12 protein-coding genes are annotated in these 12,797 nt (G+C 64.2%); all 12 read right to left on the bottom strand.

Annotated elements, in window-relative coordinates:
* Positions 1-8: 8 nt before the first annotated feature.
* On the bottom strand, positions 9-1,697 hold the full coding sequence (locus C8C98_RS15005) for a C13 family peptidase (protein WP_121454926.1): 1,689 nt from the start codon (positions 1,695-1,697) through the stop codon (positions 9-11).
* A gap of 110 nt (positions 1,698-1,807) precedes the next feature.
* On the bottom strand, positions 1,808-2,737 hold the full coding sequence (locus C8C98_RS15000; protein WP_121454925.1) for a formate dehydrogenase accessory sulfurtransferase FdhD: 930 nt from the start codon (positions 2,735-2,737) through the stop codon (positions 1,808-1,810).
* 196 nt (positions 2,738-2,933) lie between these two features.
* Positions 2,934-3,320, bottom strand: a complete 387-nt coding sequence (locus C8C98_RS14995; protein ID WP_121454924.1) for a hypothetical protein — start codon at positions 3,318-3,320, stop codon at positions 2,934-2,936.
* An 11-nt stretch (positions 3,321-3,331) separates the two neighbouring features.
* The gene (locus C8C98_RS14990) at positions 3,332-4,540 is read right to left on the bottom strand and encodes a formate dehydrogenase subunit gamma (RefSeq protein ID WP_121454923.1); all 1,209 of its coding nucleotides are present in this window, start codon (positions 4,538-4,540) and stop codon (positions 3,332-3,334) included.
* Positions 4,541-4,552: 12 nt separating this feature from the next.
* Positions 4,553-4,792 (bottom strand): hypothetical protein, encoded by a 240-nt coding sequence (locus C8C98_RS14985; protein ID WP_121454922.1) that lies wholly within the window; start codon positions 4,790-4,792, stop codon positions 4,553-4,555.
* Positions 4,789-5,409, bottom strand: coding sequence for a formate dehydrogenase FDH3 subunit beta (fdh3B, locus tag C8C98_RS14980; RefSeq protein ID WP_099658511.1), 621 nt, complete (start codon positions 5,407-5,409; stop codon positions 4,789-4,791). The genes C8C98_RS14985 and fdh3B overlap by 4 nt, the downstream gene beginning before the upstream one ends.
* Before the next feature lie 29 nt (positions 5,410-5,438).
* Entirely contained in the window at positions 5,439-8,408 is a 2,970-nt protein-coding gene (locus tag C8C98_RS14975) for a formate dehydrogenase subunit alpha (protein ID WP_121454921.1), read from the bottom strand.
* Positions 8,409-8,422: 14 nt separating this feature from the next.
* A complete protein-coding gene (locus C8C98_RS14970) occupies positions 8,423-8,668 on the bottom strand; it encodes a formate dehydrogenase (protein WP_121454920.1) in 246 nt (81 codons plus the stop codon).
* Between the two features lie 149 nt (positions 8,669-8,817).
* The gene (locus C8C98_RS14965) at positions 8,818-9,447 is read right to left on the bottom strand and encodes a molecular chaperone (RefSeq protein ID WP_121454919.1); all 630 of its coding nucleotides are present in this window, start codon (positions 9,445-9,447) and stop codon (positions 8,818-8,820) included.
* Positions 9,444-11,513, bottom strand: coding sequence for a 4Fe-4S binding protein (locus tag C8C98_RS14960; RefSeq protein WP_121454918.1), 2,070 nt, complete (start codon positions 11,511-11,513; stop codon positions 9,444-9,446). Before C8C98_RS14960 ends, C8C98_RS14965 begins: the two co-directional genes overlap by 4 nt.
* Complete coding sequence (locus tag C8C98_RS14955) at positions 11,473-12,198, bottom strand: DUF3306 domain-containing protein (protein ID WP_121456290.1); 726 nt, start codon at positions 12,196-12,198, stop codon at positions 11,473-11,475. The genes C8C98_RS14960 and C8C98_RS14955 overlap by 41 nt, the downstream gene beginning before the upstream one ends.
* Complete coding sequence (locus tag C8C98_RS14950; protein ID WP_121454917.1) at positions 12,191-12,748, bottom strand: DUF3305 domain-containing protein; 558 nt, start codon at positions 12,746-12,748, stop codon at positions 12,191-12,193. Before C8C98_RS14950 ends, C8C98_RS14955 begins: the two co-directional genes overlap by 8 nt.
* Positions 12,749-12,797: the final 49 nt, after the last annotated feature.

Genomic DNA, 12,797 nt, shown 5'->3' with positions numbered 1-12,797 from the left:
CGCAAACCTTAGCGCAATTGCACGGCGCGGTGCGCCATAGGGGTTTGCGCGACCAGGCCTTTGCCACCGGGCCGCTGCATGGGCGCAGGCATGGCCGCCTCAGACGCCAGGCGCTGGGCCAGGGCTTTGAGCACGGGGTCAATCTCGGCCCCCACACGCATCTGCGGGTTGGAGAAGCCATCGGCCTTGCCCGCCTCCACCTCGCGCTGGGCGATGATGGGAACGGCTTTTTGGAAGGCCTCGGTGAAGGAGTAAGTGCTGCGCAGTTGCTCGTCGAACACCGCACGTCCAAAGAAGGTCAGCTCAGAGCGCGTGCCGCAGCCGTAGGAGGTGTGCGTGGCGTCTGCGGCCGTCATGATGAGCGTGGACGGGGTGGCCAGCGTATCAACCCAGCCGCCGGAATAGCAGGCCGAGATGGCAATCACGCGGTGGCGAACGCCCGCGTCGTCCAGCATGTGGCGCAGCAACTCAGGCGTCATCGGGTCCACCTGCAAGGGCGGGTGGGCGGCAGCGAGTTGGTGGTTGCGCGCACCGTGCGAGGTCATGTAGACCACAAGCACGTCCTGCTCGCGGTCCATAGTGACGGCCAAAGCGTCCACGGCGCTGCGCAGGTTCTCTGGCGTGGCCCACAGGTGGGTGTCGGCCGTCTCGGCATGGTTGAGCAGGTGCAGTACCCGGCCATCGGCGTCAAAACGGTCTTGCAGCAGGTCGCTCACCATAGTGCTTTCGCGGCGAAACACCTCTTCGCCCGCATAGGGGGCAAATACCAGGCCGTACACATCCACCACGCCGGGGCGCTCGGGGGTGAGGTCTTGGGTGTAGGCCTCCAGCATGAGCTGCTGGCCCTCAAACACCGATTGCGACAGAGGCACGCCTGCGGGTTGCGGGTCTTGCCCTTCGGCGTCGGCCGCATCGGCCGCTGCCTGCGCATCCACCACGGGCTTCCAGGTGGGCTCCACCCCCAAGCCCAATTGCACGGCCGTGCCCGCCACCAGGCACAGCGCAAACACCGCAGTGCGCCAGCGCGACCGCACGAAACGCGCCGTGAGCCGCACCAAAACGGCATACGAACACAAGATGACGGCAATGGCAGACAGCCCCAGCAGCAGCTCGGGCAGCGTCCAGGCCAAACGGTCTTGCCAGGCAGGCATGCCAGCACTGGCCTCGTCGCTCGCAGGAATCAAGAGCAAAGGAATCACCCACGGCAGCACAGCCAAGCTACTCAACAGCAGCCAGGCAGGCACACCACCTGCCAGCGCCCCAGCCGGTCCAGGCGCCTGTTTCTGCACCGGCCACATGGCCCACCAGGCCGCGCCCAGCAATGCCAACGACAACCAATGCTGGCCCAGCCACGCCTGGGCATTGAATTCCACCGGCCCCACGGCCACGGCAGCCCACCATTCGCCCAGCACCACCAAGCCCCAGCTCACCACCATGGCACTGATGAGCTGCGCCGGGGTGGGCGCTGCCGCCCCCGTGCGGGGGGCCATGAAGACAGCGGCGCGCAGGCTCTCCAGCACCCAGCGGTACCAGGGCAGGCGCGTGGATACAGCAGACCCGGCGGCGGGATGGGATGGCGGTGCGCCGCCCGCAGCCCCAGCCTGTGCCACGGGGGCGGAGGAGGCGTCTGGAGCGGTAGAGGCGGCAGGAACAGGGGAAGGCGCGGGGGCTTCTGTGGATTGTGGCTCGACGGTCATGCCCCAATCATGCCATTAGATAAAAATGGCACCTAGCGCTTATTCAACAAGCGCTAGCAGCTACGTTTTTAATAGCAACCATGCATTCAACAAGGAGGCCAGCGCCACGCTCAGGCCAACCCAGGCTGCAACACCAGCCGGTGTACGCCCGTGTAGCAAACAAAACGCCGGTTGGTCGCCCGGCCAATGGCGCACAGCCCCAGCTGCTGCGCCACGGCGTGGCCCATTTGCGTCATGCCGCTGCGCGAGACGACGATGGGCACCCCCATCTGGGCAGACTTGATGACCATCTCACTGGTCAATCGCCCGGTGGTGTAGAACACCTTGTCGGCCCCGGCCATGGGCTGAAAGGGGGCCGCACCGCCCTGCCCCTCTTCCAGATCGATGGCATCGCTGCCGTCCAGGGACTTCGGTTCCGGGTTCATCCACATCCAGCCTGCAATGGTGTCGATGGCGTTGTGGCGGCCCACGTCTTCCACAAAGGTCAGCATGGCATCGCCCCGGAACAGAGCGCAGCCGTGCACCGAGCCCGCAGACTTGTAGGTCGTCTCTTTCAGGCGAATGGCGTTGACCAAGCCGTACAGCTGCGATTGGGTCAACTGGGCTTCGGGCAGTTCAATGCGGTCCACCTCGTCCATCAATCCACCAAACACGCTGCCCTGGCCGCAGCCTGTGGTCACCACCTTGCTGGCGGTGCGCTCTTCAATGCGGGCAATGCCGTGGCGCGTGCGCACGGCGGCGGCATTCACGTCCCAGTCCACGGTGATGGACTCGATGTCAAACACCGACTCCACCAACCGCTGGTTGCGCAGGTAGCCCAGCACCAGCAGCTCGGGGTGGGCACCCAGCGTCATCAGGGTGACGAGTTCACGCCGATCCACATACACGGTCAGGGGCCGCTCAGCGGGGATGTGCACGGCCTCGGTCTCGCCCCGTTCATTGATCACCTCCACCGCATGCGTCAGCGGTGCCTGCGCCTGGGTCAAGTGCGGCAAGGCCAGGGTAGAACCAGGAACGGGGTGGGGCATGGCAGCGGTCATGGCGGCAGGGTACACGCAAAAAAGCCGCAAGCGAAGTGCGCTTGCGGCTTGGGGAAGTCAGGGGTAAAGACCCCTTCAGAGTGAGAGCGGCTCACAAAACTCAGCGTAGCGGTTGTGGCTAGGCGCTGCGTCGCAGGCAGTACGCGTAGTACGACAAGACGCGGCAACGAAGCCAGAAGAGTTTTGTTAGCTGCTCTTAAGACTTGGGCGCCGAGGCCGCTGGCGTGTTCGTGCTAGGCGGGCTGCTGGCCGTGCCGGGTGGCGAATGGGCACCGGCCGCCTCTTGCGGCTTGGCTGCAGGTGGGGTGTAGGCAAAAGGCCCTGGTTCGGCACAGGCAGGCACTGCCGCAGCCGGTTTGGCGTCCTTGTTGGACTTGCGGTAGTGCGCTGCTACACGGTCTTGTGACTGGCACAGCTTGTAGTTGTCTACCTTGCCTGCCCAAGCGGCCTTGGCAGCGGCTTCGGCGGCTTTTTCTGCGGCTTCAGGGCTGGGGGCTGGCAGCTTGGCCGAGGCCACAGAGCACAGTGCGCTCAGGCCCAATGCCAAGGTTGCGAGCACGGAGGGTCGGAAAAAATGCGTCATGGTGCGTTGCCTCATACCTGTGCGGGTTGGCCCGCAGATGGCGTTGCGGCAGCACCCGCCTGGGGGGCTGCACTGCGTTGCCGTGGGATCTTGCCGGCCTGAACGTCGTCGTACCACAACTCGTGGTGCTCCTTGGCCCAGGCGTCGCTCACATAGCCGGTCTTCATGGCCTTGTAGGCACCCTTCATACCCACGGTGCCCATGTAGATATGGCCGCAAATCAGCGCCATCATCCAGATCGCCAAGGTCGCGTGGATCATGTGGGCGATTTGCATGTCGCCGCGCACATCGCCAAAGCCGGGGATGAGCTTGTCGAGCACCAAGCCCGTGGCCACCACAAAGATGCCAGGGATGGTGATGCCCCACCAGAACAGGCCCTTCTCACCCGCATTGAAGCGGTGCGAAGGCACCTCGTGGCCATCGCCACCACCCAGCATGCCACCGCCCTTGGCCAGCCACACAAAGTCGGCGCGGTTGGCGATGTTGTCCTTGATGAACGTGAGCACGATGACGGCCAGAGACACGGCAAACAACGGGCCCATGAAGTTGTGCACGTTCTTGAGCGCATAGGTCAGCCAGCCAAACAGCGTGCTGCCCAACACAGGCAACAGGAAGAACTTGCCAAACGCCATGACGATGCCAGAGACCGCCAGTGCAATGAACGCAAACGCATTGGCCCAGTGGGCTGCGCGTTCAAACGGCGTGAACCGCTCAATGCCTTTGGTGCCCGTGTCCGGGTGGTCGTGGCCCATGGGGCCTTTGGCGAAGTAGAAGATGCCCAAGGCCAGCAGCACGATGGCGAACAGCGCCGCACCGTACGGAATGATCCATTGGTTGCGCACCTCACGCCAAGCCTCGCCCGCATTGGTAAAGCGCGAGCCGGGGTACTGCACAAAGGGCTGGATCAGGTTGCCCGCCTCGGGGGCCTGGGCCTTGGGCAGGCTGCTGTAGCCCGTCACGCCCTGCCCCACCTGGCGCCACATGGGCGCGTTGTTGCCGGGCTGCACCTTCATGCGCTCACCGTTGGTTTGCTCGGCATAGCCGAGCTCGGCGCTGGCGTCGGGCTTCACTTCAAAAATGTTTTGGCCTTGCACGCCTGCCACCGCAGCGGCAGCAGGTGCCTGGCCCACGGTGCCCGAGGCGGTCGGCCCGGCGGGCGTCTGGGCTTGCGCAGCGAAGGCACCCAAGGTCAGCAGCAAGGCACAGAGACTGTGTTTCATGGCGGACCTCGCTCAGGGCTTCTGGTTGCGGGAGTACTCGTTTTGCCCGTATTGCTGGCGTGCGCGCAACTGCTGCTCCCAGCTGGTCTTGTCCCCCGCAGTCCAGCCGGGCTGCGTGAAGTTGCTGCCGGTGCCCGCGTAGGGTGCGGCGTCGTGCTTGACGCCACCGCCGGTCTGCGGCTTCTCGGAGCAGGCCGACAGGGCTGCGCCCAAGACAAGGGCCATGGAGAGGGTAGAGACAATGCGCTTCATGACTTGGCTCCTGCGGGGGGTTGGCCCGCCTGCTTGGAGCCGTAGGCCGTGCCCCAGCCCCACACTTCGGCGCCCTTGCCGCGTTGCACCACACGGTTGCGAAAGATGTCCGCCACCACATCGCCATCGCCAGCCAGCAGCGCCTTGGTCGAGCACATTTCTGCGCACGCGGGCAGCTTGCCTTCGGCCAGGCGATTGCGGCCGTATTTTTCAAATTCGGCCTGGCTGCCGTGGGTTTCGGGCCCACCGGCGCAGAAGGTGCACTTGTCCATCTTGCCGCGCACGCCAAACGTGCCTTGCGATGGAAACTGGGGCGCGCCAAAGGGGCAGGCGTAACTGCAGTAGCCGCAGCCAATGCACACGTCCTTATCGTGCAACACCACGCCCTCTTCGGTGCGGTAGAAGCAGTTGACGGGGCAAACGGCCATGCAAGGGGCATCGCTGCAGTGCATGCAAGCCACCGAGATGGACTTCTCGCCGGGCACACCGTCGTTCAGAGTCACCACGCGGCGGCGGTTTACGCCCCACGGGACTTCGTGTTCGTTCTTGCAAGCGGTCACGCAGCCGTTGCACTCGATGCAACGCTCAGCGTCGCAGATGAATTTCATTCGTGCCATTTTTGTGTCTCCTGCTCAGTGGCGGGCGCTCACGCGCTCTCCACGTTGCACACCGTGGTCTTGGTTTCTTGCATCATGGTCACGCTGTCGTAGCCATAGGTGGTAGCGGTGTTCACGGCCTCGCCGCGCACCAAGGGAGCTGCGCCCTTGGGGTAGTGCGCCAGCATGTCAGCGCCTTGCCAACGGCCCGAGAAGTGGAAGGGCATCCACACCGTATCGGGCGAGACGCGCTCGGTCACCAGCGCTTGCACATTCAGGCGCGCACCGGTGGGCGAGCTCAGCCACACGCGGCCACCGTTGCGGATGCCACGGTCTGCAGCCGTCTTGGGGTTGATCTCGACAAAGGCTTCTTGCTGCAGCTCGGCCAACCAGGGGTTGGAGCGGGTTTCCTCGCCACCGCCCTCGTACTCGACCAGACGGCCGGACGTGAGGATGAGCGGGAACTTCTCGTGCACCTTGTCGGCCACGTTCTTCTCTTGCACGGTCTTGTACAAGGTGGGCAGACGCCAGAAGGCCTTCTTGTCGTCGTGCGTGGGGTACTTGGCCATCATGTCGGGGCGGGTGCCATACAAAGGCTCGCGGTGCTGCGGGATGGGGTCCGGGAAGTTCCATACCACCGCACGCGCCTTGGCGTTGCCAAACGGGTGGCAGCCATGCACCTTCATCGCCACACGGATGATGCCGCCCGAAGAGTCGGTCTTCCAGTTCTTGCCTTCGGCAGCCTTCTTCTCGGCATCGGTCAGGTCATCCCACCAGCCGAGCTTTTTCAGCAGCACGTGGTCAAACTCAGGGTAGCCGGTGGTGATGTCTGCTCCCACCGAATGCGACCCATCTTCGGCCAGCAGGTTCTCGCCGTTGCGCTCCACACCAAAGTTGGCGCGGAAGTTGCCGCCGCCGTCCATGACGTGCTTGGAGGTGTCGTACAGGTTGGGCGAGCCAGGGTGCTTGAGTTCGGGCGTTCCGAAGCATGGCCAGGGCAGGCCAAAGTAGTCGCCGCCAAAGTCGTAGCCGGTTTCCTTGTCTTTGCCGCCCTTGGCCTTGAGGGTCTTCACATCGAACACGTGCATGTTCTTCATGTGGGCCTTCAAGCGCTCGGGGCTTTGGCCGGTGTAGCCAATGGTCCAGACGCTCTTGTTGATTTCACGCAGGATGTCCTCGACCATGGGCTCGTCCATGCCCTTGACCTTCTGCATCTTGTAGTTCTTGACCAGCTCTTTATCAAAGCCCAGTTTTTGCGCGAACTGGTACATGATCATGTGGTCAGAGCGGCTTTCCCACAACGGCTCGATGACCTTCTCGCGCCACTGGATGGAGCGATTAGAGGCCGTGCACGAGCCGCTGGTTTCAAACTGGGTCGCCGCAGGCAGCAGGTACACCGCGCGGTTGGGGTTCAGGTCTTCTGCCTTGCCGGGCATGGCCGCCATGGCGGCTGTGGCGGATGGGTAGGGGTCCACCACCACCAGCAGGTCCAGCTTGTCCATGGCGCGTTTCATTTCGAGGCCACGGGTTTGGGAGTTGGGGGCATGCCCCCAGTAGAAGACGCCGCGCAGGTTGCTGTCCTGGTCGATCAGCTCGTTTTTCTCCAGCACACCGTCGATCCAGCGCGAGACGGTGATGCCGTTCTTGGTCATCATCGCGGGCGATGCGTATTGCTTTTTGATCCACTCGAAGTCCACGCCCCAGGTCGTGGCGAAGTGCTTCCAAGCGCCTTCGGCCAAGCCATAGTAGCCCGGCAGCGAATCGGGGTTAGGGCCGACATCGGTTGCGCCTTGCACGTTGTCGTGGCCGCGGAAGATGTTGGTGCCACCGCCCGACTTGCCGATGTTGCCCAGCGCCAGTTGCAAGATGCACGAAGCGCGCACGATGGCATTGCCAATGGTGTGCTGCGTCTGGCCCATGCACCACACGATGGTGCCAGGGCGGTTTTCGTTGAGGATCTTGGCGACCTTGAATGTGGTGGCCTCGTTCACGCCGCAGGCTTCTTCCACCTTGTCGGGTGTCCACTTGGCCAGGACTTCTTCGCGCACCTTGTCCATGCCATAGACGCGGTCGTGCAGGTACTTCTTGTCTTCCCAGCCATTTTTGAAGATGTGGTACAGCACCCCAAACAGGAAGGGAATGTCCGTGCCCGAGCGGATGCGCACGTATTCGTCGGCCTTGGCCGCCGTGCGGGTAAAGCGCGGGTCCACCACGATGACCTTGCAACCGGTTTCCTTGGCGTGCAGCAAGTGCAGCATGCTCACCGGGTGGGCTTCGGCGGCGTTCGAGCCAATGTACAGAGCGACCTTTGCGTTTTGCATGTCGTTGTACGAATTGGTCATGGCGCCATAACCCCAGGTGTTGGCAACGCCCGCCACCGTGGTGGAGTGGCAGATGCGGGCCTGGTGGTCGCAGTTGTTGGTGCCCCAGAAGCTGACAAACTTGCGCAACAGGTAGGCCTGCTCGTTGTTGTGCTTGGACGAGCCGATGAAGTACACGCTGTCTGGCCCGCTGGCCTGGCGCAGCTCTTTCATCTTGTCGGTGATTTCGGTCAGCGCGGTGTCCCAGCTGATGCGCTCGTACTTGCCGTTGACGAGCTTCATCGGGTAGCGCAAGCGGTACTCGCCGTGGCCGTGTTCACGCAGCGCCGCGCCCTTGGCGCAGTGGGCACCCAGATTGATAGGGGAATCAAACACGGGTTCTTGGCGCACCCACACGCCGTTTTCCACCACCGCATCGACAGCACAACCCACCGAGCAGTGCGAGCACACGGTGCGACGCACTTCGATCTTGCTGTCGCCAATGCCGACCTTGGCGCCCTCGGCCGCCTGGGACTTTTTGACCAGCGTGAGCTGCGATGCCGCGATGCCCACCCCCACGCCCAGGCCGGAGCGGCGCAGGAACGAGCGGCGGTCCATGGTAGGCAACGCCTGGGCCAAGCCGCGGCGCAGGCTGTGAACGAAAGGAGACGATGCCGATGCACCCTGGGGTGCATGCGCAGACTTTTTAGTGAGCAACATGGTGCGCCCCGAAATCAAAGTTGGGTGGTTTTGTAGTACTGCTTGACGTGCGCAGAGAGGTGGTAGCCACCTCCCTTTTCAGGCGCAACGCGGGCGGGCTCTGCGGCCACGACCTCGGACGGAGCGACACGGGGCAGAACGGCCACAGCCGCAGCGCCCGCGCTCACGGCGGCGGCGCCTGCAAAAAAGCTGCGGCGGGAAGAAGAGGAAGAAGCCGTGGTGGCATTGGCCACACGGTCAGAAGGCTGGCGGTCCTGCATGCTTGTCTCCAGGAGGGCTGGCAGTTATGAAATGGATTGCATAGGGAGTCTAAGCGAGCCAGGGCAGCTTCGCAACGAGGCGAGCACTAACCCCACTAGCGCACTTGAGCTTTGCCCCATGTCAAGGCCTGAGGCGAAACAGCCTCCACTCAGGTCAACATGTCAAAGCCCTGCGACTCCACGGCCACAAAGGCCCTGGTAAGCCGGGCTACAGCGGCATAAAACTGGGCGGCGGGGTGAGCCTCGAGCGCATCACACATGGCGGGCACCCAGGGCAGCACGTGGGCTGCAAAAAAGCCCTGTTGCTCCGTCAGGTTGCAGACGGACATGTCGTCCCCTGCAATCAAGTAGCGCATCACTTCGCACACGTAGGCCACGTGGTCTTCGGTTTCGGGCATGGTGGCGTCGCGTGCCAGGCCCAGGCGGTCCAGCTCGCTGCGCAGGCGGGCCAGGGGCTTTTCATTCAAAAAGCCTGCCAGGTAATGGGAGGCGTAGACAAACACCTCGGGCTTGCCCACGCCACCAAACAAGCGCTCGTATTCGGCGGCAATGGCTGCATCGTCCTGCGCCCGCGCGGCGCCCACCAGCTGCTGCCAGGGCTCTTGCAAAAAGCCGCCCTCCATGGGCGCTTCGGTCACGGCCACGCGCAAAGCCGCCAGCAGCTCAGGGGTGGGTGCGGCGTAGTACAGCTGCGCCAAAACGCCGTACAGCTCGGCACGGGCGGTTTCTTCGTCCAGCGCGGAGCTGCCGGGCAGGGTCAAAGAGGCAGTAGCACTCACAGGTCGGTCACTTTCGATTCGTTTTGGGCGGAATACAGGTCGATCACGCGGCAGTCGCTGCACATCTTCAGGCGCTCTAGCGCCTCCCCCTGGAACATGGCGTGCCCGGCCAACTTGCCCAGCATGGCTTCAATGGCTTTGACGGTGCCAAAGGGTTTGCTGCAGCGTACACAAGCCCAGGGCTTGGCCTCGTTGAGCACCTGCAGCTGCGCACGCTCAGGCGCCAGCAGCAAGCGTGGCTGCAGGGTGATGGCGTTCTCAGGGCAGGTGGTCTCACACAGGCCGCATTGCACGCAGTTCTTTTCCAGAAAGCGCAGCTGCGGCATTTGGGGGTTGTCTTGCAGGGCGCTGGCTGGGCAGGCGCTCACGCAGCTCAGGCACAGGGTACAGCGGTCTTTGTTGACCGTGATGGCACCCAGCGGCGAGCCCTGGGCGGGCAACTCTATGGCAGCGGGCAAGGCGGCAGCGCCCATGGGGGCCTGCTCGATCAGGTGGTCCAGCGCCATCTCCAGCGTGCTGCGCTTTTCCTGCGCCACGGCAAACCGGGCCACTACTGCGGGGGTTTTCTGGCGGGTCTGGCCCAGCGTTTGCAGCGCGGCGTCCAACTCGGTGGGGTGCTTGGCCTCCAGCATGCGCATGTGGGTGCCTGTGTAGCCCAGGCCATTGAGCAGGCGCTGCGCTACCTCCATCTGGGCGCGCAGGCCGTCCAGGTACTGCGGGGCTTCTTCGTCGGTCACCAGCAGCACAATCTGCGCAGCACCGTATGCCACGGCGCTGAGCCACAAGTCCACCCCGGTACTGGCCGTGTGCCACAGCGCCACCGGGATCACATGGGCGGGCACGCCGTGGGCCACCTTGAGCTGCGCGGCTCGGCCCAGCTCGTTCACCAGCGCTTGCCCACGCTCCTGGCTGTGCAGCAGCAGCACCGCATCCTTGCCGCCTGCAGCGGCGTAGGTGGAGAGCAAAGTCTTGAAGCGCTGGCCCTGCTCTGCCGCAGGCGGGTAGGCGTAGGTCATCGCCCCGGTAGGGCACACGGTGGTGCAGGCACCGCAGCCCACGCACAGGTTGGGATTGACGACCACGCGCTGTCGGGCCTTGTCGCTGCTGATGGCCTCGGCCGAGCAAATGTCCACGCAGGCATTGCAGCCCACCGTGGCGTTGCGGCTGTGGGCGCAGAGCTTTTGCTTGTATTCAAAGAACTTGGGCTTTTCAAACTCCCCCACCATCTCGCGCAGTTTGAGCACTGTGGCCACATCGCGTCCGTCGCTGCGCAGGTAGCCTTGCGGCGGCGCGTGCTGCAAAAAGGTAGGCGTGGCGTCGGCGCGGCGCATGTCCAGCACCAGGTCAAACTGGGCCGTCTCAGGCGAGGCAGCACGCTGAAAATCGATGGCGCCGGCGACCTGGCAGACCTTCACACAGTCGCGGTGCGACTGGCAGGCAGACAGATCCACCTGGTAGTCAAGCCCAATGGCGTTCTCAGGGCAGGCCGCCACGCACGCGTTGCAGCGGGTGCACAGGTCGAGCTGGATAGGGTTGTCATCGCGCCAACGCAGCTCAAAGGCGCCAAGCCAGCCCGTCAGGGCTTCGATGCGCCCAGCCAGCACGGGGTAGCGCCGCTCTTGCGCGCCACCAGCTTGGCCGGGGCCTTGCGCAAACAGGGTCACGTTCAACACATCGGACACCAGGGCAGCCACCTGCTCGGCTGCATCCAGCGGGCCAATGATGAGCAAGCGCCCCGCACTCTTGTAAGTGACCACCGGCACGGGCGGCGGTTCGGGCAAATGGGCGGCGGCCAGCAAGGCAGCCAGCTTCGGGCCAGCCTTGGTTGCGTCACGGCTCCAACCTCCGGTTTCGCGGATATTGACGAAGCGGATGGGCGACAGCGCCCCTTCGGTCTGCTGGCCCAGCTCGGCAAACAGGCGCTGCTCCTGGGTGCAGGCCACCACCACGTCCTCGCCAGAGCGGATAGCCTGGGTGAAAGCGCCCGCCTCTCTGCGGCAAAGGGTGGAGTGGAGGGTCAGGTCTTCACGAAGCGCTGCGCCCAGGGCCTGGGCGTTCAACGGCATCGTCTGGTTGCAATCGCAGATGAGCGTGGTCATGTTCTGGGTGGCTGGCTGGTGCTGACACCCCAGGCTCTGGTTCTGAGCCCACAGGTACCGCCCCAAGCGGGCTAGGAATGGCTGTGCATACCCCAGACTGTGCCACGTCTTGTGCCGATTCCGCCAGATCACCCTCTGTCTGCGGTGCGGACGCGGGGTCTTTCAGGGCATCTGCCGCTTCGGGCAAAGGCTGCTGCACCGCCATCTGCGGACTTTCAGGCTCGGGGTCGACCAAGCCCATGAATTGCGCGCTGGCCATCTGGCGCAGCATCGCCGCTGGCAGCGGGTCGGGTTGCGTGTAATCGTCGATGTAGATGTCCAGCCCGTCCATCACATTGAAGTGCGGGTCGGTAAACAGTTTTTTCATCGCCGTGTTGCGCACTTCTGGCGCTACAGCGCGGCCCACAAAAGGCTTGAAGTCGGATTCGATGGACAGGGCCTGCGCCTCTTGCAGCGTGGGCAACGGAGCGGGCTCAGGTATTGCGGCAGCGGGCTGCGCGGCCTGCTGCGTGACCGCCGCTGGGGGCACACCCACGGCATGCGCCGCCTGCACAGGCGGCGCTGGACGCGGTGGTTCCGGCTCTTGGAGGGGCTTGCCCTCACGCACCTCCTGCTTGCGCCGCGACCAGCGACCCAAAAACCCGTCAGCCACGGCCACCACCCCCTCGGTGCTTTTCGGTGCTGACCGATGCAGGGTTGCCAAAGCGATCCTGCAGCGGCTGAAAACTGTCGGGCCGCTTGCGGCGCTTAGGCTCGGGCTGGTAGTGCTCGGCCACAAAAGCCTGCAAGGCGGCTAAAACCTCAGGCGGCACGGGCACCTGCTCAGCGGTCTCTTGCGCATCCAGCCAGCGCCCTGCGTCGTGGTAGCTCAGGCTGACTTCTACCGGGCGTGCCAGGCGCTGCGCACTGTCTGCGCCCTCGGCGGGCTCCTCGTCCAGCCGCCACAGCACAAACCAGCAGGGCGCGGGAGACGTGGCGTTGAGGTGATAGCCCTCGGCATCATCGCGAAACAACTCCACGGAGAAGCCGGGGAAGAGCCACTGCGCCACCTCATCGGTTTGCCGCAGCAGGCGCGGTGCCGTTCCAAACGCGGGCTCCTGGGGAACCACGTCTTCCAGCACCCACCGCCAGGGCTGCCAACGGTTGTCCAATTGCTCGCGGCGCATGATGACCGCAACTTGAAAAACAGGGCGTGTTTGCATGGCCGAACTGTAACGCCGGGCCAATGCCCCATGGTCGCAGATGGCCTAA

This window comes from Acidovorax sp. 106 (assembly GCF_003663825.1).
Classification (GTDB): Bacteria; Pseudomonadota; Gammaproteobacteria; order Burkholderiales; family Burkholderiaceae_C; genus Acidovorax.
The sequence above is the reverse complement of the archived record's forward strand: the minus strand, read 5'-3'. Positions and strand labels throughout refer to the sequence as shown.